This is a genomic window from Photorhabdus laumondii subsp. laumondii, assembly GCF_003343245.1.
Classification (GTDB): Bacteria; Pseudomonadota; Gammaproteobacteria; order Enterobacterales; family Enterobacteriaceae; genus Photorhabdus; species Photorhabdus laumondii.
Map to the genome: position 1 here is coordinate 567,068 of NZ_CP024901.1, position 21,886 is coordinate 588,953.

The window sequence follows — 21,886 nt, forward strand, 5'->3', positions numbered from 1 at the left end:
AAAAATAGGTAAAACTATGGGGTTCTTGATGCGGTATCGTTTTCATCCTCACTGACGATAAACCACGGAGTGTACTGTTTTTCTCGCAAATATTTCTTAGCGGTGATGACCTTGTATTCCCGTCCCAGTGGATCATAAAGGTGGGTATCGGCAAACAGGTCATCTCGTGCGCTGTCATCACTAACGTAGCGCCAGTTATTCAGAAAATAGGGTTGATAAGTACGTACCGGTTGGCCTTTATCGTCATATTCTGTGCGACCGGAAACGGCCCATCGGGTGTCTGTAGCGGCACTGACCAGAGCACCATTTGCATCCACAACCAGCCCACCGTCCTCTTTACGTTGCCAGGCATCACCGGGCTCGTGACGGACTGAACTCTGGAGTAACCGGCCAAAACCGTCACTAAAACTCACGGTCTGTTGGTGCTGTTGTTGCGGATCGTTATCGTAGCGATCAGTGGTGATCCCCAGTACATGTGGAGGTAAACGGGGAATACTTGCCAATAGCGAGATGAGTTGAATCGTGAGGTTCTGCTGGCCTATTCCCCGTTTCCCGCCTAGCGCGCACACTTTCCCATCTTCGGTAACCATATGAGCGGCACGCAGTTGCGCCCATAGCGCTTCTGCCTCTTCTGGTGACTGAGAAAGCTGAGACAAAGATAACAACGGCATCCAGCTATCAACGGCATAGACTAAACATTGGGCAACGGGGAGTACTCCTGTTAACGCTAGCGCTTTATCTACGGAATCCGGTGGTGTAAAGGGCTGATTAGAATAGCCTGTGGCTTGTCCTGCCTCCGTACCCCAGAACCGGCTGGTGGTCACGCGACCTAGCGCGTCCAGTGTCACAATATGTTGATTATCATTAATATCTGTCAGTTGTACCGGCGTAAGGAAACGATAATCGTAACGGGCTTGCGTCGTTAATCCAGCGGCATCCTGAGTCTGAATTATTACGCAATGATGGGTATCCCAGGTCAGAGTGGTTTTCCCTGTTAGTAACGAGTTACGCTGAGTCTGAGGCCGCCAGAACTGGGTGGCATCACGGTAATCGGTATAGCCTTGCCGTGCCACCCATACTGGGCTTTCTGATCCGGTATTAAATAACCGCGCGACTTGCTGATAACCGGCCTGTGTCAGTGTGGTATTCAACCCCTGTTCTTCAATCACCCCTTCATACGCCTGTAATGAGGTATCGTCCATCATGGCGGTTTCTTGAAACGCTACCAGCGCCTGTAACGTGGGCTTTTCTAGTGTGACTTCCGATTGACCGGCGGTGTAAAACGTCTGTTGTTGCCCCAGATAAACGGCTGCTTTTTCATCTGCTAGTAGGCCATCGGCTTTCAGCAAGACTTCAAGAGAGATCCCTTCGGTTGGAATTTTGGTCCGGTCATAAGTATAAACATCACGGCGTTGTGCATTTGGTAAACCTAATCGCCAGTTTTCTCCGTCAGTCAGGTGATGCCAGCTATTTTTTTGCCTCACCAGACGTAATCGTTGTTGCTGGTCATCATAGCTACTGTCGAATAGTGCTTCCGGCAGGGTAGGTGGGTAGGGATTTACCGCCGGTTTTTCGCGGCGTGGCCAGGCAATATCGACACTTTGCAGTGATTGACCAAAGATATCGTGTTGCAGTCGGATACTCTGGCTGAGCTGTGGATCACTGATGATACGTTCATAGTGGTAGCTGCGATTTTCAATGGCAGTCACCCAGGCAGATAATTCGGTTTCTTTCTCTACGGGAATAGAGCGTACCTGATAGCGTGATTCACTGACGGTATAAGGCACCGTTTGACTGTCCGTTCCGTCCAGACCGTAGAGCTCGGTGCGTAGCAGTTGGCCTTTAAGTGCCCGCGTCAGCCAGTTACGTTGTGTCTCATTGGGGGTGAATGCTTGATCTGTCTGGTTAGCGTTATCCCAGACGGTATAACGGGTTTCAAATCCGCTATAAGCCTGAGTATCTGCCTGCCAATATTCTGTGGCTAATTGGCTGTCTACGTCATCTATCCCGGTGGCAAACCAGCTAATGCTCAATGACGGTGCCGCCTGTTCGGGGGCGGTGCCGTGAGAAAATGTTGTGGTATCTGTCTGTTTGACGCAACCAAATCCTCTGAATTCCCGCTCTTTACCATCCCAAACACCGTGGCTGTAGCTGACTGCACTCGTGAGCCGGTTACCGCTGATTTCATCCTGAATTTCGGTATGCCACAGCAGATGCATTGGAAACGGCAGGTAACAAGCTGGAGATTTGCCTGCTTTGGTGAGTTGTAATTTCTCATCCAACCAGAATTGCGCGGAGCTACGATAATGTAGAGTGTGATGTGCACCCCGGTTATTGTTCATCACATTTAGCAACCAAGGTTTGGTTAGCGACAAATCGCAACGCCAGTGATGTGGTGCCATATGTGGCACTGTCAGGATCAGACTGGCTATCCCTAGCCCTTGAATATCAGCGACTTGGAGTTGGCAAGTATTGTCAAATTGTACACCTTCTGGCAAAGCTAACGTCAGCGGGGCATCAAATTGATTACCACTTTGGTTGAGATAAATGAGCAAAGAGCCGGATTGCGCATAGATAATGTCAGTGGTGCCGGAGCCGTCGATATCCGCCAAAAACAGCCGTTCGGGATTGAAGCTAGTTTCGGGCTGGTTAAATCCTGGCAGGGTCAGTGGTTGACCGAAACGGCCATGTCCCAGATTAGGCCAACAAGTGACGCGATTAGCCCTGATTTCCACTAGGTGCTGTTGACCGGAACCGAGCATATCGCTGAAAGCCACCAGTTTGCGGGCGTCGGTTCCAGTAACCGGCAGAGTGATACCTGTGGATTGGGGGACATCTTGTCCTTTACGCCAGCCGTTTCGCTGGTTGGCGTACAGACGCACGCTTTTCGGCCCGATCAACACTAAATCGGATAAGCCTGCCCCGGTAAGGTCAGCGAACTGGATGCTTGGGTGAAAATATTCTACTGGCAAGGCATTGATTGGCGTAAAGTGCGTCCATTTTCCATCGGGTTGCTGGCTATGGTATCCGCGAATACCGGAGGCGGTGATTACCCAATCCAGTTGGCCGTCTCCGTTGATATCCATCAATGAGGCATTATCCTGCAAACTGGGTAGGGTAGGCAGTGGGGCGATTTTGTCGTAAGTGACGGCATTACTATCCCCGTCTTCCTGACGTTGCGGCGCTTTATACCACCAAGCACCGCGATCTTGGTACAGCATACCCGGCAACCCTTCTCCTCGCAGATCAACCAATTGATAACGTTGCTGCGAGTTAAAATTATCTAGTGCATCAAAACGTTGCCATGTTGGCATCTTCTCTAGGTTGAACCGCTGCCAGGCCAACTCTAATGGTGGCAGAGTGATTGGGCTGCCATCCGGTTCGTGACTCAATTGGCGGGCGGCAATCAATGTGGTGACGCTGGCATTTCTATCGTAATCCAGTATTAAGCGTCCAACCAGTTCCGGGGCGTCACTGGTACCGGCTTCTCCGGCCATGAGCGCGGTACGGTGAAACATCAGTACTTGTTGGCATAAGCGGCGAGTACGTACTTCAAAACCGTATTCATAGCGAGAGAAGATATCCTGGCGTACAGGCCATTGTGCTGTACCTGCATCCCATTTCGGCACGGTATGAAGTGACGTATCGCGTTCACCGTGGTCAAAGACCAGATGAAACAGCCACTCTTCCGGTGTCGGAGGTGTGTTATCCAGTACGAACAGGCTGGTTTGCGGTTTGATGTTACCGTAGTTCACCTGTACCAGATAGCGCTGTGCGGTAGCATTGGGGTGAGCGGTTTTTTCATTGTCGTCACAATGGGTTTCATCTTCGGCTCGGTATTGATAACTGACATGTTCACCGGTTGGTGTCACGGTTTCTTCCAGCAACCACTGGGCGATTTGTTGATCATTTTGCGGATTTGCCAGACAAGCCTGTGCGGTTTTCCCTAAGATGTGCAGTTGGCCGTCCGGTGACGATATCAGCCAGAAAGCGCGTCCTTCTTGACCGGAGGCCGGTTGCCAGTATTCGATTCTGCTGAAATCCACGATCTGGCGGGCTTGATAGCGGGTCACGGTATAGGAGATTGGCAAGGTCACGCCTTGCAGCGTCTTAACGTCTTGACGGATATCTGGTTGCCCTTGGTTATTTAGGGCAATATTCATGACTTCGCCTTGTGGAGATAAGAACGTGTCGTCATTACCGTATTGTGGAATGCCATGTTGGGTGCGTCGGCTAATAGTCATGACGCCACATTGCCAGCCGATACCGAAAGGCCCGTTACCTGCACTACTGCTGTAAAGCAGCGATAATCCAGGCGCAGTCCCTCTGCCAGTCGAAAGGGGCAACGGCAGAGATAGAGTGGCCATTCCATCAGGGCCGGCAGCACTTAGCGCTTCTCCCATGCCATTGATAGCTCCGCCACCTTTGGGAAGTGACAGCGTTGTAATCGATACTTCTGGTGAATCCTGCATAAAAGTACTCCTTAATAACAGGCCCCTAATAGGGAGGGACCTGTGATCGACAAAGAAAAAAAATTTATGCGTCTCGAATGATGTAATTCAGATGCACAATGATGTCACTCAGATTGGCAACTAGCCCACGTTGCGTTCTTTCTTTACCGGCATGGAAAATATTGAGCTCCAGTGTACCGGTTGTTGCTTTTCGACCTTCAAAAGGCAAAAAACGGCTATCTAGGTTGCTCAGAGTGGTACTACCGACATTCAAACTTTGTCCGACACGTAACCAGGTCAGACGTTGCCAAAGTGATGTAAAACTTTTCGGCCAGTTATTTTCTCCTAATAGCAAGGTATTCACTTGCGTTATCGTACCTTTATCCATCTCATGCAATGTGGCGATAAGTGAAGCTGCATTTTCAGCCGTCATATCTTTAGCATTTAATTGATCGAAATAGCGGATCACTTCATCACGGGAAACGGTGACCTGAGTTTGCCACTATTTAAAACATGATAGTGTGAGTAATAAGTGAGTTTTAGTGGTACAACTATTGAAGCGGCGGCTTGATCTGGATTACCCGCAATCAATATCTATCTTAGGTATTTAGAATCATTTTCACTATTTGGTAAGAGTGTTAACTGATGGAGGAATGACTTTATAGCGTGAAAGCTTATTATGTTAAGCTTAATTTTTATTAATGTAGGAATAAAAAATTAATTTAATCATAGCGGTAAAGAAACCTCGTAACAGTTTCAGACTGAAAATAATCAGACTTGAATTGATCGGGGCATTTCTGGTCTTTTACCGGGTGATGGCTCCTCGCCTTATCGGCATAGATATCTACACAGTTTCCGTCAAAAATGGTATTGATATTCAGTATGCCCTCAATTTTTCTATCGTCAGAACAGATAAATAACGGATAGTTTCATGTTTATTGATACTCACTGCCATTTTGATTTCCCTCCGTTTCGTGATGATGAACAGCAGAGCCTGCAACGGGCGGCACAGGTTGGTGTGGATAGAATTATTGTCCCCGCTATTAGTAGTGCAAATTTGCAACAGGTATCTGAATTGGCTTGTTCTTATCCTGCAATTTATGCTGCATTGGGTTTACATCCTCTTTATATCGATCAACATCAGGAAGCGCATCTTGCGGATTTGGAATCGTTTCTGAAACAGAAACACGAAAAGTTGGTGGCGGTTGGGGAGATTGGGCTTGATCTCTATATGACTGAACCCCAATTTGAAAAACAGAAAGCGTTGTTATGCGATCAATTGCGGTTAGCAAAACAGTATGAACTGCCGGTTATCCTTCATTCCCGAAAAAGCCATGATCAACTGGCAGCGATCCTAAGAAGAATCAACCTTCACCGTACCGGTGTAGTACACGGATTTGCGGGTAGCTTATCGCAGGCGGAGGCTTTTATCGGTTTGGGATATTACCTTGGGGTAGGGGGAACCATTACTTATGAAAGAGCGCAGAAAACACGTCGCGTAATGGCTGAACTCCCGTTAACGTCTCTGGTGCTGGAAACCGATGCTCCAGATATGCCGCTTTTCGGTTTTCAGGGAGAACCTAACCGGCCGGAAAAAATTGCTGGAGTTTTTGCTTCGTTATGTGAGCTCCGCCGCGAAGCTCCTGATGAGATTGCTCGCCAACTTTATCATAACAGTGTTGAGTTATTTGGATTAATTATATGATTTAGAGCCTATCTCAATAGGCGTAATTGTTGCAGACCATTCTTATCAATGAACAGTGAACACGGACAGCGCGGAAAAACCGGAGCGTACACGTAGTACGTGAGGATTTTGAGCACTGCCCAGGTTCGCTCTTTATGGCAAAGAAGGGCAAATAAAATAGCTCTATTGGGATAGGCAGTTACAGAGTGATTTTAACGACTATTGGTAAAGCTCCAAGGTTATAATATTTGCAATTAATTTTCCTTGAAAAAATCCTTTATAAATTCATCCGTATTAATTAAATCACCTTTAATTTCGCTCGACAGTTTGCTCAAAAAGTCAACCAAATATTGGGCATTCAATTGTGCAATCTTCTTACCCTCTGTGGTATTCATTTTTTCGGGGAGTTTAAATAACTTTGTCTGAAAGTGATCGATTGTATAGGATTTGTCATCCAAGGGGCGATTAAGTGCAAAGGGATCATCATGATGAAAAAGCCCCTGACCGAGCATACCCGCTATATAAAATACTCTGGCGAGTCCAATAGCTCCTAATGCATCCAATCGGTCTGCATCTTGGAGTATTTTAGCTTCTATTGTTTTGGCAGGTAAGTTTGCGCTGTAGCTATGGGTTATAATGGCGTGTTCTACCGCATCATAAAGTTCTTTTGGGAACTCTGGAAATTCAATAGATAGAATTTTTACGGCTTCCTGTGCTGCAAGTTTTGAAGACTGTTTTTTTTCTGGATGATCTTTTGGTAATGACACAATGTCATGTAAGTAACTTGAGGCAATGATAATTAAAGGCTCACCTCCTTCTTTCTCCATGATTCTTTTCGCGTTATTTGCAACACGGATCAGATGCCCAATATCATGAGCATTATCATTAGAGTGAGCGAGTCGATGTTTCAAAAATTCTCTCAAGCGTTCTTCTAGCATATTGGCTTTCATTATTTTCATATAATATGTCTTCATATCTTCTATCTTCTGTCCTTTAGCTGTGCTTACCTGATAATTATTTCTTAATTGTTGATTATTTTGCCATTCCGAGATTAGATTATCTATTGAAGATTATTTCCGCAAATTTGTGTGATTCACATCACATTTATCATTTTTTTATTGCTTTTTTCAGTAGATATTTGTGATGTCAATAGCTTGTTCATTCCGATGACTGAGTATAATCAGCGCCGACTCATCGTCAGTGAACGATTTACGTTCAACTGGCATATTTAATTTATTATTAAGTGAACAGGGATTCTTCCAATGCAACTCTTTATGAGCTTGGTCGGGATGGTAGTGCTGATTTTGATCGCAGTACTCTTTTCCAGTAATTATCGCGCTATTAAACTCCGTACTGTCCTTGGTGCCTTTTTGATTCAGATCGCTATCGGTGCTTTTGTACTTTATGTTCCCGCAGGTAAGAAAATATTAATGGGTATGTCTGAGGGAGTTTCTAGTGTTATCCAGTTTGGTCAACAAGGAATGGATTTTATTTTTGGTGGATTAGTTTCCCCCAAAATGTTTGAACTGTTTGGTGGTGGGGGATTTGTTTTCGCCCTGCGTGTACTGCCTATTATTGTTTTCTTCTCTTCATTGATTGCTGTGTTGTACTACATTGGTGTTATGCAGCTAGTTATCAAAGTCTTGGGGGGGGGGCTGCAAAAGATTCTCGGAACTTCACGTACAGAATCTTTGTCTGCGACAGCGAATATTTTCGTGGGCCAAACTGAGGCACCACTGGTTGTTCGCCCTTATATTGCGACTATGACTCAATCTGAACTGTTTGCGGTAATGAGTGGTGGTCTGGCATCCGTTGCGGGTTCAGTACTGGCGGGTTATGCATCAATGGGTGTTCCTTTGGAATATCTGATTGCGGCTTCCTTTATGGCGGCACCAGGTGGCCTGTTGTTCGCGAAATTGATGGTGCCTGAAACTGAAAAGCCACGCGATACTGTTGATGCAATGTCACTGGTCGCTGAAGAGGAACGTCCTGCTAACATTATTGATGCAGCCGCCTCTGGTGCTGCTTCTGGTATGCAATTGGCATTGAACGTCGGGGCAATGTTATTGGCGTTTGTTGCCCTGATTGCATTGTTGAATGGTATTCTCGGTGGAATCGGTGGTTGGTTTAATTATCCACAACTTTCTCTTGAACTGGTGTTGGGGTGGGTCTTCGCGCCAATTGCTTACCTGATTGGTGTTCCGTGGAATGAAGCAACGGTAGCAGGTTCTTTCATCGGTCAAAAAATAGTTGTGAACGAATTTGTTGCTTTTATGAATTTCGGTGCCTATTTGAAACCGGATGATGTGGTTATGGCGGCGGGTTTGCAGGTTCTATCAGATCATACTAAAGCAATTATCTCCTTCGCATTGTGTGGCTTTGCTAACCTTGCTTCCGTTGCTATCCTGCTAGGGGGGCTGGGCGGTATGGCACCGAACCGCCGCGGAGATGTTGCTCGTTTGGGAATGAAAGCCATTATCGCGGGCACATTATCCAACTTAATGAGTGCAACTATCGCAGGCTTCTTCCTGGCTCTGTAACGTTGCTGAAATTAGGCAGGTGGGATAATCCCGCCTGCAATCTATCGTCCTACCGGTTTATCTTTAATTCGTGATGAAGAAGCAGCGTCTTTATACTCTTTATACTCTATTGTTTGTTGGACGTGAGTTATACCCGTCATCTTTCAAGTTGCCTCTTTGTTGGCTGCACTCACTCACCCCGGTCACATCGTTATCTATGCTCCCGGGGATTCGCTCCCTTGCCGCCGTAATGCATCTTGAAATCCATAGGGTATATATTTTTTGTCGTGTATTATTTGGTGATAATCTAGCAGAAGCTAGCCGCGATAATAACGTTGGAGAGTTTTATGACCGATTTAACCGCAGCAGCGCAGCGTGCGCTGAGTTTGATGGATTTAACGACACTCAATGATAATGATACCGATGAAAAAGTGACGGCACTTTGTCATCAGGCGAAAAGCCTCGCGGGCAATACTGCGGCTATCTGTATCTACCCTCGTTTTATTCCTCTGGCACGTAAAGTATTACGTGAACAGGGCACACCTGAAATCCGCATTGCAACAGTGACAAACTTCCCACATGGTCATGACGATATTGACATCGCTTTAGCTGAAACCCAAGCGGCTATTGCTTATGGCGCTGATGAGGTCGATGTGGTTTTCCCATACCGTGCATTGATGGCCAGTAATGAACAAGTCGGTTTTGAGATGGTAAAAGCGTGTAAAGTCGCCTGTGCAGAAGCGGATGTGCTGCTAAAAGTTATTATTGAAACTGGTGAACTGAAAGAGGCATCTCTGATCCGTAAGGCATCTGAAATTTCAATCAACGCGGGTGCCGATTTTATCAAAACATCTACAGGTAAAGTGCCGGTTAACGCGACATTGGCAAGTGCTGAAATCATGATGAAGGTGATTCATGAGATGGGCGTGGGTGAAACGGTTGGCTTCAAACCGGCTGGTGGCGTGCGTACCGCTGAAGAGGCTGCACAATATCTGGCATTAGCTGATCATATCATGGGTGACAAATGGGTTGATGCCCGTCATTTTCGTTTTGGGGCTTCTAGCTTGTTAGGCAATTTGCTAAATACTCTGGGTCATCAGGGGCAAAAACAAAGCAGCCATTATTGATAATCGCTCACCGCATCAGTCGGCGCGTAACGGCTTTAATCATGATTAATACCCTATGGATTTTAAGATGGATCGCGACGGCAAGGGAGTGAATCCCCGGGAGCATAGCGAACGATGTAACCGGGGTGAGTGAGTGCAGCCAACAAAGAGGCAATTTGAAAGATAACGGGTATAGCGTGATTTGACGCAGGAGAAAATTATGAAACGTACATTCATCATGGTATTGGATTCTTTTGGCATTGGTGCCAGTAAAGATGCCGAAAAATTTGGTGATCAAGGATCTAACACCTTGGGGCACATTGCAGAAGCGTGTGCCCGTGGTGATGCGGATATCGGTCGCAAAGGGCCTCTGTATTTGCCGAACTTAAGCCGTTTAGGTTTGGGGAAAGCGACTGAGGAGTCCTGTGGAACTTTCCCTGCCGGCTTGGATAAAGACGCGGACATTATTGGTGCTTACGCTTACGCCAGTGAACTCTCTTCCGGTAAAGATACACCGTCAGGTCATTGGGAAATTGCCGGTGTCCCGGTGCTGTTTGACTGGGGTTACTTCAAAGATGAAGAAAACAGCTTTCCGCAGGCATTGTTGGATAAACTGGTAGAACGCGCAAATCTGCCAGGTTATCTCGGTAACTGCCACTCTTCTGGTACGGTTATTCTGGATAAACTGGGTGAAGAGCATATGAAAACGGGTAAACCGATTTTCTATACTTCTGCTGATTCGGTATTCCAGATTGCTTGCCACGAAGAGACATTCGGTTTAGATCGTCTGTATGAGCTATGTGAAATCGCCCGTGAAGAATTGACTGATGGCGGTTACAACATTGGCCGGGTGATTGCGCGTCCGTTTGTTGGAGACAAAGCGGGTAACTTCCAGCGTACCGGTAATCGCCATGATTTAGCGGTAGAGCCACCTGCTCCCACCATACTGAAAAAATTAGTCGATGAGAAAAATGGCGAAGTCGTTTCTATCGGTAAAATTGCCGATATCTATGCAAACGTCGGCATTACGCAAAAAGTGAAAGCGACCGGCATTGATGCATTGTTTGATGCAACGCTGGTGGAAATGGAAAAAGCGGGTGACAACACCATCGTATTCACTAACTTTGTCGATTTCGACTCTTCTTATGGTCATCGTCGTGATGTTCCGGGTTATGCGGCGGCATTGGAACTGTTTGACCGTCGTCTGCCTGAAATGCTGAAGCGGGTGAAAAATGATGACATTTTAATCCTGACCGCCGACCACGGTTGTGATCCAACCTGGTCTGGTACTGACCACACACGTGAGCACATTCCGGTGCTGATTTATGGACCAAAAGTGCAACCTGGTTCATTGGGTCACCGTGAAACTTTTGCTGATATTGGACAGACAGTCGCTAAATATTTTGAACTGTCGCCAATGGAATATGGCAAATCAATGCTCTGACCCCACTTATTTGGCTGCTTTTCTTTTAGGCAGCCATATATCACTAAAATAACCATTAAATAAAAAAATAAGGAATTTAATTATGGCCACGCCTCATATTAATGCTGAGATGGGTGATTTTGCAGACGTTGTTCTGATGCCAGGCGATCCATTACGTGCGAAATATATTGCTGAAACTTTTCTGGAGAATGTGCGGCAGGTAAACGATGTACGCGGTATGTTGGGGTTTACTGGTACTTATAAAGGCCGCCCAATTTCTGTGATGGGGCATGGTATGGGTATTCCATCCTGCTCTATCTATGCGAAAGAGCTTATCACCGATTTCGGTGCTAAAGTTCTTATCCGTGTAGGTTCCTGTGGTTCAGTACGTCACGATGTTAAATTGCGTGATGTCGTTATTGGCATGGGGGCATGTACTGATTCCAAAGTTAACCGTATACGCTTTAAAGATCACGATTTTGCGGCGATTGCTGATTTCGATCTGGTCCGTAATGCTGTTGACGCGGCTAAAGCAAAAAACATCAATGTGCGTGTAGGTAACATCTTCTCGGTTGAACTGTTCTATACACCTGATCCACAACTGTTCGATATCATGGAAAAATATGGCATTTTGGGCGTAGAAATGGAAGCTGCGGGTTTTTACGGTGTTGCGGCTGAATATGGCGCAAAAGCACTGACTATCTGTACCGTTTCTGATCACATCCGCACTCATGAAAAACTGACCGCCGAGGAACGCCAGACGACTTTCAATGAAATGATTGAAATCGCACTGGAATCCGTTCTGTTGGGTGATAAATAATTCCGGTTCTACATTTGCTGTTGATTGCATAAAAAGAGCCGTTTTTATTTAAATGCCAGCCAGTTGAAAAAATTGGCTGGCATTATTCTTTTATTGAGCGGCTTTTTCTAACGCTTGAGCCAAATCGGCGATAAGATCCTCTGCATCCTCTATACCCACAGAAATGCGTACCAACTGTGGCGTGATCCCAGAAGCAAGGCGTTTTTCTAATGGAATAGACGCGTGAGTCATACTGAATGGTTGGCTGATCAGGCTCTCCACCCCGCCCAGACTTTCTGCCAGGGTAAATAGTTTTAGCTCTTGAATTAACCGGCGGGCATAATCATCATCACCTTTTAAGTGAACAGAAATCATACCACCAAAGCCTTTCATTTGACGCTTCGCCAATTCATGCTGTGGATGGGAAGCGAGACCGGGATAGAAAACGGTTTCGATCTGAGGTTGTTGCTCCAACCAATGTGCGATCTTTGATGCACTATCAATGTGGCGCTGCATACGTAGGGCAAGTGTCCGCATTCCGCGCAGCACCAGGAAACTACTAAAGGGATCGAGCACGCCACCGACAGAGTTTTGCAGAAAACCAAGTTTTTCTGCTAGTTCTGCATTTTTTCCGACGACGGCCAGTCCTGCGATCACATCAGAGTGGCCGTTTAAATATTTAGTGGCGGAGTGCACGACGATATCAAATCCCAAATCAACTGGGCGTTGGAGATATGGTGAAGCGAAAGTGTTATCTGCAACACTAATAATACTGTGACGTTGCGCTATTTGTGCGATAGCCGTCAGATCGGCCAGTTTCAGCAACGGATTGGTAGGAGTCTCCACCCAAATCATTTTTGTATCGGGACGAATGGCTGCTTCAAGGCCGGAAATATCATTGGCTTCCACGTAAGTGACACGCAAACCGGCGGTGCGGCTACGTACTTTTTCGAGTAGCCGGTAGGTACCACCGTACAGATCATCGACTGCCACCAAATGGCTATCCTTATCCAAGAGTTCTAGCACCGTGGAACTGGCAGCGAGCCCTGAACTAAAAGCGTAGCCTCGGCTACCGTTTTCCAGTTCGGCGATCGCGCTTTCCAGAGCATCACGAGTTGGGTTGCCACTACGGGAATATTCATAACCAGTGTGTTGACCGGGGGCTGATTGGGCGTAAGTTGATGTTGCATAAATTGCCGGCATTACCGCACCCGTGTGATCTGGTGTGTAGCCGGCGTGAACAGTTTTAGTATCGAACTTGGTCATAAAGTCATTCCTAAAAATCAATTAAGTTGCTGACGCCATGCGTTCAGCACATCTGTGCGAGTTACCAGCCCAAGAAAACGGCCATTATCGACGATCAGCGCCACATGTCCGGCGTCGAAAGTTGCCATCAATTGTTGCAGAGAATCGTTTTTATCCAGCGTTCTCACCTGATGAGTCATGGCGTGGCTAACGGGCAGGCTAAAATTGCGTGGATCAGCCTGCACGGTGTGCATCAAATCCCACTCGTCGATAATGCCAACGACTTGCTCTTCTTTCAGCACCGGTAATTGAGAAATCTCATACAAGCGCATTCGGGTATGTGCAGTTTTTAACGTATCTTCTGGCGATATAAAAACCGTAGCGCCATCCTGATAGCGGTAAGTAATATAATCGCTGAGATCGTGCTGTTGCACACGTGATTGGAATCCCTGTTCCAGCATCCAATAATCGTTAAACATTTTTGACAGATACTTGTTTCCGCTGTCACACGCTAGCGTAACCACACGTTTGGGGGTGGTTTGCGCACGGCAGTAGCGCAGTGCGGCGGCGAGCAAGGTTCCGCTGGAAGAACCCGCCAGCACACCTTCCTTTAGCAACAGATCACGGGCACTGGAGAAAGCTTCTGCATCACTGACACGGTATGCGTGGTGCACTCGACTGAAATTGCCCAGAGGAGGGACAAAATCTTCGCCAATACCTTCCACCTGCCAACTCCCGGCCTCACCATATTTGCCGTGTTCGATATAGTCTACCAAGATAGAACCAGTTGGATCTGCCAGAACAAACTCAGTTTCCGGCGAAACTTGAGCGAAATAGTGGCTCAAACCGCCGAGCGTACCGCCGGACCCGACACCGATCACCACGGCATCGACATTGTGGTCCATTTGCTGCCAGATTTCCGGTCCGGTAGTGGTAGTATGCGCTGCTGAATTAGCCGGATTATTGAACTGATCGATATAATAAGCACCGGGGATCTCTTGCGCCAGACGTAGGGCATAATCTTGATAGTACTCTGGATGACCTTTGCTGACATCAGAACGAGTAAGACGTACATCGGTACCCAGAGCACGCAGATGAAACACCTTCTCTCGGCTCATCTTATCTGGAACAACCAGAATCAATTTATAGCCTTTCAAGGCAGCGACCAGTGCCAACCCGATGCCGGTATTACCAGCAGTAGCTTCGATAATTGTCCCACCAGATTGAAGTAACCCTTGTTCTTCCGCCTGCTCGATCATGGAAAGAGCAACGCGATCTTTAATAGATCCGCCGGGATTTTGATTCTCCAGCTTAATAAATAATTGACATGGACCGGTATTCAGATGCGTTAACTCCAGCAATGGGGTATTACCAATCATATCGAGAACAGAGCGTGATGTGGTCATATCATATCCAGATAATCCGTTGTATTCAGATAGTTATGGAGGATAACGCTGTATATGTATTTGTTTGAAAGAATGAATAGCAACCATATATAGCTAAAAGGAATATATTAGTTTTATTTTAGATGTTAAGAAGTATAGACGTTTAGATTTCCCAATTTATTAAAGTGTGAGGTATACCCGTCCTCTTTCAAGTTGCCTCTTTGTTGGCTGCACTCGCTCACCCCGGTCACATCGTTATCTATGCCCCCGGGGATTCACTCCCTTGCCGCCGCGATCCATCTTGAAATCCATAGGGTATATTGTTCCTTCCACAAAAAATCTTAGCTTAATCACCGGTTGTTTGTTACATTGTCTATTACTGTTTCAGATATTCCTTTAGTCATATAGTATTCATCTGTCAGTTCACCATTTATAAATAGTGAGCTAGTTCTGATGCCAGAAAAAATAAAACCTGATGACAAATACAGCTTTATTGCCAATGTGTTTTTTATTGCAACGGTTAATTCAAGTCTACTAACTCCATTTTTCCGTGACCAATCTTGCGCTTTGTTGAGTAGGGTTCTTGCTATGCCTTTATTTCTATATTCTTTTTTTACTCCAAGAACAATAGAACCCAGATGCCTGTTCCTATTGAACACCCCTCTAGATATAACAATAAAGCCAACAATGTTTTTGCTATCTTCGCATATTAACATTTGCCTGTCTTTTCCGAATCCTTTTATTATATCCGCCTGTTCTTCAACGCTTGTTTTTCTTTCTTCTGGCTCAAGCAACATAAATTCCGATGTGTTATCCAAATCATTAAAAAAAACAATGAGATTGTTTGCATCTTCTACGTTAACTTCTCTAAAAATAAAGATTTCTTTTTCCATAGCGAGTACCATATTAATGAAATTAGCGTATACAGTATATTACTGCATACAAAAATCAATAAGATTTCGAATGATGTCGGGCTAATTAATGTAGAGGTGACCACAAGTATGGTGGTAATGGGAATCACCTTAAGATATACAGATTTTGAATTTGGTGATTTGCTCCTTATTCTGTTAATAATAGATAAGGAAATCAAGTCAAAGAATATGACTAATGCACAAGTTATTATATCTATTGTTTCTGTTAGCGTATTGAATACCATCAAACTGATTAATGGTGAGACGGTTGAAAAGATAATAAGGTAAAATAAGTTGGTACCTATAGCTATATTTAAAAAATTGTTTTCATCACTTCTGTAATTTGCAGCCAATGAAATAACAGCAGAAAAGCCCGTGACAAATAGATAATTCATAACCCCCATGTAAACAAATAACTTTGATAATTCTATGTTTGAAATTAATGTCGATACAAACCTTATTAAAATAGACATCAATATCACTAATGATGTAGATGTTAAAGCCTCATTTATTCCTATATTCACAATATCTTTAATGTAAGGTAAGTCAACTTTTTTCCATTTTATAAATTTTATTAATGGGATTGAAGATGAGATGGCCATGTATGCCCTTGAGATACTGATAGCAAGAGCAATAGAAAATATTAAATCACCAGTAAATAAGTATAATGCAATCAGGGCGAATACATTTGTTAATATACTGAATGAGTTGACTTTTACCATGTACCTTTCTTGTTTTGTAGACTCTAGAATTGCGCAGTTAACAGAATATATACATAATGGTATAATTCCGATTGATAGTATCCATGCTATTTTTTTCGTTACTGTATGGTCACTGTAATAATGTATTGATACCACAGATATTAGAGTTATTAATAAGCCTATTACCGTCCCTGTTATTAGAAGCCAAGTGTAGTTTTCGTAAGTGTAGTTTTTATTTTTAATGTCTGATTTTATATTAATGCCGATGAAAAAGGTACATGAAGCAACAACAAATATCTGAACCAACTGTGATGATAGTAAAAAAAATCCGGCATCGTCTGTAGACAATTGATATATTAGTGCGGTAATAATAAGTTGCATTGCCATATTTAACATTCTACTCTTAAACATTGTTATCGATGGCAATATAATACCCTTGTCAAATATATATAATTTCTTTTCTTCCATCATGATGTCCATTATCCATAATATCAATCTTAGCTATGTATAACTTTCTTGCAATTGACGCTTTTTTTGACTTTTTTGCTATAAACTTATATCCTTCTTTAATCTTGGAGTATATTATTATCTCTTCTTTCTCGCTTTTATCAAAATAAGTCCATTGGCTTGCTGAGAAGATTAATAAATCATTCATCATCTCATCTGTAAGGTGCTTTTTACTTTCATGTCTGAAAGATAAAAAGTATGCAAATATTCTCCAATCGAGATGATATTTCCTTTTGTTTGCCCAACGTATAAATTCTTCTACTTCTTCAAAAGAAACTTCAGCTTTAGATCTGCTCAGAGGGTTGTTTAGTACATTAGTTATGTTATAAATCATGAGCTTAGATAGAGAGTCTGATTTGTTTTTTGGTAGTTCTAATGCGGATTCTCCAGTTACAACATAAGAGTAACAATTTCTATTGTCTGCATAATTCGATGTCATTAATCCAGTCTCCTAATACAAAATTATCATCTCTTTCAACAGATAGTGATGTAAGATTGTCCTTACTTTCTGTTCCCAATTTATTAAAATACTTTAATGAAAGATTAGATATTCTATCTGCATGAGTGTCAACCAAAAAACTAGGGCGTAATGATGTTTCTGCATAACCACCAATGTGAAGATGGTTCATTTCTATATCAAGCCATTCTTCAAATGGGGTTCCCGTGTTTTCTTGTGCAATTACAGCATTTGATATGTCGAACAAAAGTCCATTACCGCATTTTTTTGTCATTTCTTTAAAAAAATCTGGTTGTAGCTTGGCGTTTTCATCAAGTATTGAAGGGAAGTTTTCTAAATAAATTTTTTCGCCAATTATATCTTGCCAAAGGCTTACTGAATCGAAGTATTTATCTTTTTCAGAAGAGTAATCTATTTCACCCATTGTTGGTAAAGGATAGCTATTATGATAAAAAATACCAACATGATCAGATATATATATGGGGTTTAGTTCTTTTTGGAGTAATTTTATTCTTTTCCCTATACTCTCTAAATCTTGTTTGCTTCTGTGCATATATTTAGAGTTCATGATATGAAACGCTATCGGTAATCCTTTGCTTATGCCAAGTATTGAGTCAGGAGTGCACTGCAAAAAGTTATCTATTAATATCTCTATGAAATCGACCTTTCTTAATGATATTATCTCCTTTAGAACGCTTAGTTCTCTATTTCCCGACCAATTGGTTCCTATTTTCATGATTCACCTATTCACAAAACTTTCGAATGATTTTAAATAATGAACTGAATTTATAGTTTCATCTTCCTCTTCTTTTGTTAGGCATAGGTTTACTTCACTTTCTTCTATACTTAATATCCAACTAGATATAAGCGACTCAATGTTTTCCGACTTAGCGATTTCAATTTCCTTCTTGTTTTTTATGGCTGCTAGCAGAGTTTTTGATAGGTATGATTTCGCATAATTGCTCATGTTGGTATTTGAGGGTTTACTTGTTTCTTTATTTTTTAATAATATTGAATTCAATTTTTCAAAGTCATTATTATAACCAGATAAGTTCTTTAACCAAGAATTTTCTGTGTGCTCAATATTTATATAGAAATTTTTTTTGATTAATTTGCTGGAAACTATTTTCTCAAAAGAATCCCAAACAATATGATGAATTCTCTCTGGATGTCCATCATGAAATGCTCCATCCTTTCCCTCAATTATTCCTGATAGATGAACCTCGACTACATTATCCCAATCTATCATTCCAATAAATATAAGAGGATCAACTTTTGCATTTACTGAATTGATGATTAGATGAGCCAGGTCAACTATTTGTTTAGAATTACTTTCTTTACTTATGTAATTCGCGCTTATTATCGCGTTAGAGATCTCACTTGGTCCACCAGAGTAAAAGTTTGAATTTTCTATCCATGTATCTATCTGATATGTGTGAGAAACCCTTTTTAAGAAATTTATAGCATTTCTTTCTTTCCTCTTGCTTCTTTCATAATGGGGAGTAAAACCATATTTACCAATGTTATCTTTTCTATTTCCACACAAATGAAAACCAATGCTAATTGTTTTTTCCGTGTTGATTATTCGTGGCATAATGTTATTAATATAGTTACAGCCTGATTGAATATCTTCTGTTATTGCACTTCTGGCGATGTGAAGAGAGAATTTTCCATTGTATCTTTCGAATGGAGTTCTTTTTTCTGCAACTGATAAAATATTGTATGCAGTAATCCCTAATTCTATCATCGATACTTTACTCGGTATGTGTATTTCACCGCTAAGAAAATTAGGATTAAAACCACATGCTATTCTCATGTCTGCTTCCTTATGTAGAACATGGCCAACCAAATTGGTTAGCCATACGCCAATATTTTTATTTATTGTATGAACCGCAGGTCATTTCTTTATCTTCAACTTCGACCTCAATTTCAACAGATGTTTTCTTTTGCATGTTTATATCCTCGATTTAATTTTAAAAATGACTTTTCATAAAGTCACCTCACTATATAATTTATAATATTCACAGTGTCTTTTTATTTTCTTTTTAATTGTGATTTATATCACAATAAATGTTAATAATATGTTACAGTCAGGTTATTGACAAAGTTATGATTTTTCAACCCGCAATTTGCTTTAATTAAGCTCCGTTCACCAAACGGGGTTTGCGGCCATGTTAAGAACACCCCCTCTCCAGACTTTCTCACCAGAAACGCTCTTGTTTGACGAGCTGGCCCTTAAAAATCATTTGGTCCGTCAAGTCGATGCCGTCATTGATTTCGAATTTATCCGCGAATTAGTAGTCCCATTGTATTGCCACAATAATGGCTGACCGGCTATCGATCCAGTTATGTTGCTCAAGATGATGTTACTGGACTAGTTTTATTTGGTATTTCCAGTGAACGCTGTCTGGTACAGGAAATTCAGGTTAATGTGGCTTACCACGGGTTTCTGCGCCTCGGACTGACAGAGAAGGTCCCCGATTCCTCAACCCTGAGTCAGAAATGTCGTCGTCGTTTCAGTCACAGCGAGGTCTTCCGGCAAATTTTTTACAACATTGTTGAGTAAGCGATTGCCAAGAGATTGGTCGGTGGACGGGTACTCTGTACTGACAGCACCCGTCTGAAAACCAGTGTCAATCTGCACAAATCAAGGAACGAACAGCGAGCTGTGCCCCCCTGTACCTATTAAAGCAGTATCATGGGCACCATTAGGCCCGTTTTTGTGGGTTGCTGAAAGTGAAAATACAATGCCTTTTGGTAGCAACAGTTCAAAATATCAAGCAGATAGAGTTGCTGATCGCAAGGCTTTATTATTTTTATCTGTGGATGGGGGAATATTCAGTGTAGCAGGGTCCAAAATGGCATTTGGGTGAGTGCTCAGACCAGCTTAGTGAGAAAAAATGGACACAGCATTTTTCATAATGAAAAAAACAAACCTCATTATTTTGAATGGGGTTTGCCAGCGGTCTGTAAAGCAGTTCACTTTTTTTATCTTTCCGACCAGGAATATGACATAAAAGGATTTATTGATAAATTTGAAGAAAATAGCAAATTTTTATGCAATGTTTTTTCTGCGATTGTAGGATTGCATATTAAAAGAATTTTTCTAAAAGAGCTTGAAGAGAATTATGAAATAGAACCTGAATTTTATAATTCACGAATTTATTTATCGGCAGAAAAACGTGGTAATATAATTGATGCTTTTGAAACAGTTTTGCCCTATTACTTAGCGCCTAAACAGAATAGCCAGTATGAACATATTTATCTTCAACCAAGGGGAGATGATTTATTGTATTTTGTATCACCATGCAATTCACCTAATCAAACGATTGCAAAAGAGAACTTAATTTACAATATTCTGACTATGGATAAAGAGGGAAAACAGATAAATGCGATGGAACAAAATATCACATCTATTTTCCTACGTTCTTTTACCAACGATATATTAAGGTTAAGGGAGGTCAGTAAAAGCTCTTTATTTGAGAAAATAGCTAAGATATATATTGAAAACTAGCTGGAAATTAAAAGGTTTTCTCTGAAAAAGCGGAAGGATTATATCGGCGGCACTGAGGCCATGCTAAAAGTCACGGTGCCATCTTTTCCTTCGAAAGGGTACTCCCGCCGACATAAAGCTGGAGAGGAATAATTGGCAAAAGTAGAAACGCAAAATCCAGAGCATACATGCCCGTATCGCAATATCCGCAAAGATTACCTTCATAAAGTCACGATGACTATCAGCGAAAACCACGCCATGATCGTCATTGAGGACTTAAAGGTGAAAAACCTGTCAAAATCAGCGGCGGGGATGGTTGAACACCCCGGGCGCCACGTCAGGGCAAAATCCGGATTAAATCGCGCGATACTGGATCAGAGCTGGTATGAAATGCGCCGCCATTAGGGGAAAAAACATAATGAACGATTTTCAAGAGGTCAATTAACTCTTGAAAAAACCTTAGTGTTTACGTATCCCTGAACTGATTCAAAACATTTAACAGGATTAACCGGATTTTAAAAATCATTTAAAAAATGGACTTTGATCTTAATACCATTATTTAATCTATTACCTTCTTTGGTTTTAAACCTGAAAAATCAAATGCATGAAAAGGAGAAACGAGCAAAATGAATGCAAATTTAATGAAAATGGGTAAGATAAATAGGGGATATAAAACGTAAATACCATTTATTAAATCTTTTCTAGTGATAATAAAATCCTTTTTATCGTTGATGAGTCAGCTAAGGGGTAAAAACAGGTACTCCATTAATGCCAGATTTGTAAAAGGTATAGAGTGATTAAAAACGGCCTATTTACGGCCATAATCATTTGAAAATACGAGTGCGGATAGATTAAAGGATTTATATAACAGCTTGATTTAACATAATAAAATTCACTTTTTAGCAGGGCAGTTAATGACATTTAATCGAAACCCATTAACCATTAATGGCAAGTTAAAAAACAATCAGCACGATAGAGAAAGTTTTTTAATGAACTGAAAGTGAGATGTTTTCTCACCGTCATTTTAAGGCGTAAGCTATAAAAATAATGCAATAAAAAAGAGATAAAACGGTTAATCTGGTCGGATTTAAGCTTTTTAAAAAAAAGAGGGGTTATCGGAAAAAACATCAAGGGATATCTTTAATATCGTCAGGCTATTTACCGACTGATTGATAAAAACCACTCAGGATTACCAGTAAAACAGA

General features: G+C 42.4%; 16 protein-coding genes and 3 pseudogenes. 8 read left to right on the forward strand and 11 right to left on the reverse strand.

The genetic code is table 11. From position 1 onward, the window contains the following. Positions 1-14: 14 nt before the first annotated feature. Positions 15-4,472, reverse strand: a complete 4,458-nt coding sequence (tcaC, locus tag PluTT01m_RS02640; protein ID WP_011144900.1) for an insecticidal toxin complex protein TcaC — start codon at positions 4,470-4,472, stop codon at positions 15-17. 220 nt (positions 4,473-4,692) lie between these two features. Beyond that, positions 4,693-4,983 (reverse strand): annotated as a pseudogene (locus tag PluTT01m_RS27840) (hypothetical protein); the annotation flags it as partial. Positions 4,984-5,382: 399 nt separating this feature from the next. Here PluTT01m_RS27840 and PluTT01m_RS02650 point away from each other — a divergent pair. Then, positions 5,383-6,156, forward strand: coding sequence for a metal-dependent hydrolase (locus tag PluTT01m_RS02650; protein WP_011144901.1), 774 nt, complete (start codon positions 5,383-5,385; stop codon positions 6,154-6,156). Positions 6,157-6,389: 233 nt separating this feature from the next. On the opposite strand, the gene PluTT01m_RS02655 is transcribed toward PluTT01m_RS02650, so the two are convergent. Beyond that, positions 6,390-7,085, reverse strand: a complete 696-nt coding sequence (locus PluTT01m_RS02655; RefSeq protein ID WP_011144902.1) for a phosphohydrolase — start codon at positions 7,083-7,085, stop codon at positions 6,390-6,392. 324 nt (positions 7,086-7,409) lie between these two features. On the opposite strand from PluTT01m_RS02655, the gene PluTT01m_RS02660 reads away from it, so the two are divergent. The 4 genes from PluTT01m_RS02660 (at position 7,410) to deoD (ending at position 12,003) form a co-directional block, all read left to right on the forward strand. Continuing rightward, on the forward strand, positions 7,410-8,675 hold the full coding sequence (locus PluTT01m_RS02660) for a NupC/NupG family nucleoside CNT transporter (protein ID WP_173362516.1): 1,266 nt from the start codon (positions 7,410-7,412) through the stop codon (positions 8,673-8,675). Positions 8,676-9,001: 326 nt separating this feature from the next. Then, a complete protein-coding gene (gene deoC / locus PluTT01m_RS02665; RefSeq protein ID WP_011144904.1) occupies positions 9,002-9,781 on the forward strand; it encodes a deoxyribose-phosphate aldolase in 780 nt (259 codons plus the stop codon). 199 nt (positions 9,782-9,980) lie between these two features. Further along, positions 9,981-11,204, forward strand: coding sequence for a phosphopentomutase (deoB, locus tag PluTT01m_RS02670; protein WP_011144905.1), 1,224 nt, complete (start codon positions 9,981-9,983; stop codon positions 11,202-11,204). Positions 11,205-11,286: 82 nt separating this feature from the next. Beyond that, entirely contained in the window at positions 11,287-12,003 is a 717-nt protein-coding gene (gene deoD / locus PluTT01m_RS02675; RefSeq protein ID WP_011144906.1) for a purine-nucleoside phosphorylase, read from the forward strand. A 90-nt stretch (positions 12,004-12,093) separates the two neighbouring features. On the opposite strand, the gene PluTT01m_RS02680 is transcribed toward deoD, so the two are convergent. The 8 genes from PluTT01m_RS02680 to movA form a co-directional block, all read right to left on the reverse strand. Further along, positions 12,094-13,248, reverse strand: coding sequence for a trans-sulfuration enzyme family protein (locus PluTT01m_RS02680; RefSeq protein WP_011144907.1), 1,155 nt, complete (start codon positions 13,246-13,248; stop codon positions 12,094-12,096). 17 nt (positions 13,249-13,265) lie between these two features. Beyond that, positions 13,266-14,633 carry a pyridoxal-phosphate dependent enzyme gene (locus PluTT01m_RS02685; RefSeq protein WP_011144908.1) on the reverse strand — a complete coding sequence of 456 codons (1,368 nt, stop codon included), beginning with the start codon at positions 14,631-14,633 and terminating at the stop codon, positions 13,266-13,268. A 329-nt stretch (positions 14,634-14,962) separates the two neighbouring features. Further along, the gene (locus tag PluTT01m_RS02690; protein ID WP_011144909.1) at positions 14,963-15,505 is read right to left on the reverse strand and encodes a GNAT family N-acetyltransferase; all 543 of its coding nucleotides are present in this window, start codon (positions 15,503-15,505) and stop codon (positions 14,963-14,965) included. Beyond that, on the reverse strand, positions 15,466-16,695 hold the full coding sequence (locus tag PluTT01m_RS02695) for an MATE family efflux transporter (protein ID WP_041379897.1): 1,230 nt from the start codon (positions 16,693-16,695) through the stop codon (positions 15,466-15,468). Before PluTT01m_RS02695 ends, PluTT01m_RS02690 begins: the two co-directional genes overlap by 40 nt. Beyond that, complete coding sequence (locus PluTT01m_RS02700; protein WP_041379898.1) at positions 16,664-17,170, reverse strand: hypothetical protein; 507 nt, start codon at positions 17,168-17,170, stop codon at positions 16,664-16,666. Before PluTT01m_RS02700 ends, PluTT01m_RS02695 begins: the two co-directional genes overlap by 32 nt. Next, positions 17,145-17,924, reverse strand: a complete 780-nt coding sequence (locus tag PluTT01m_RS02705) for a multinuclear nonheme iron-dependent oxidase (protein WP_011144911.1) — start codon at positions 17,922-17,924, stop codon at positions 17,145-17,147. The genes PluTT01m_RS02700 and PluTT01m_RS02705 overlap by 26 nt, the downstream gene beginning before the upstream one ends. Positions 17,925-17,927: 3 nt before the next feature. Continuing rightward, positions 17,928-19,004 carry a multinuclear nonheme iron-dependent oxidase gene (locus PluTT01m_RS02710; protein ID WP_011144912.1) on the reverse strand — a complete coding sequence of 359 codons (1,077 nt, stop codon included), beginning with the start codon at positions 19,002-19,004 and terminating at the stop codon, positions 17,928-17,930. Between the two features lie 58 nt (positions 19,005-19,062). Continuing rightward, a complete protein-coding gene (gene movA, locus PluTT01m_RS28380) occupies positions 19,063-19,140 on the reverse strand; it encodes a methanobactin-like peptide MovA (RefSeq protein ID WP_434086436.1) in 78 nt (25 codons plus the stop codon). 219 nt (positions 19,141-19,359) lie between these two features. Here movA and PluTT01m_RS02715 point away from each other — a divergent pair. The 3 genes and pseudogenes from PluTT01m_RS02715 to PluTT01m_RS02725 all read left to right on the forward strand — a co-directional run. Further along, positions 19,360-19,874, forward strand: a pseudogene (locus tag PluTT01m_RS02715) (transposase); the annotation flags it as partial. 183 nt (positions 19,875-20,057) lie between these two features. After that, a complete protein-coding gene (locus tag PluTT01m_RS02720; RefSeq protein ID WP_049789728.1) occupies positions 20,058-20,702 on the forward strand; it encodes a hypothetical protein in 645 nt (214 codons plus the stop codon). Between the two features lie 127 nt (positions 20,703-20,829). Next, positions 20,830-21,080: pseudogene (locus tag PluTT01m_RS02725) on the forward strand (transposase); the annotation flags it as partial. Positions 21,081-21,886: the final 806 nt, after the last annotated feature.

Coding starts and splice junctions, on each gene's coding strand:
- tcaC (WP_011144900.1), bottom strand. CDS start 4,472: ATGCAGGATTCACCAGAAGTATCGATTACAACGCTGTCACTTCCCAAA.
- PluTT01m_RS02650 (WP_011144901.1), top strand. CDS start 5,383: ATGTTTATTGATACTCACTGCCATTTTGATTTCCCTCCGTTTCGTGAT.
- PluTT01m_RS02655 (WP_011144902.1), bottom strand. CDS start 7,085: ATGAAAGCCAATATGCTAGAAGAACGCTTGAGAGAATTTTTGAAACAT.
- PluTT01m_RS02660 (WP_173362516.1), top strand. CDS start 7,410: ATGAGCTTGGTCGGGATGGTAGTGCTGATTTTGATCGCAGTACTCTTT.
- deoC (WP_011144904.1), top strand. CDS start 9,002: ATGACCGATTTAACCGCAGCAGCGCAGCGTGCGCTGAGTTTGATGGAT.
- deoB (WP_011144905.1), top strand. CDS start 9,981: ATGAAACGTACATTCATCATGGTATTGGATTCTTTTGGCATTGGTGCC.
- deoD (WP_011144906.1), top strand. CDS start 11,287: ATGGCCACGCCTCATATTAATGCTGAGATGGGTGATTTTGCAGACGTT.
- PluTT01m_RS02680 (WP_011144907.1), bottom strand. CDS start 13,248: ATGACCAAGTTCGATACTAAAACTGTTCACGCCGGCTACACACCAGAT.
- PluTT01m_RS02685 (WP_011144908.1), bottom strand. CDS start 14,633: ATGACCACATCACGCTCTGTTCTCGATATGATTGGTAATACCCCATTG.
- PluTT01m_RS02690 (WP_011144909.1), bottom strand. CDS start 15,505: ATGGAAAAAGAAATCTTTATTTTTAGAGAAGTTAACGTAGAAGATGCA.
- PluTT01m_RS02695 (WP_041379897.1), bottom strand. CDS start 16,695: ATGATGGAAGAAAAGAAATTATATATATTTGACAAGGGTATTATATTG.
- PluTT01m_RS02700 (WP_041379898.1), bottom strand. CDS start 17,170: ATGACATCGAATTATGCAGACAATAGAAATTGTTACTCTTATGTTGTA.
- PluTT01m_RS02705 (WP_011144911.1), bottom strand. CDS start 17,924: ATGAAAATAGGAACCAATTGGTCGGGAAATAGAGAACTAAGCGTTCTA.
- PluTT01m_RS02710 (WP_011144912.1), bottom strand. CDS start 19,004: ATGAGAATAGCATGTGGTTTTAATCCTAATTTTCTTAGCGGTGAAATA.
- movA (WP_434086436.1), bottom strand. CDS start 19,140: ATGCAAAAGAAAACATCTGTTGAAATTGAGGTCGAAGTTGAAGATAAA.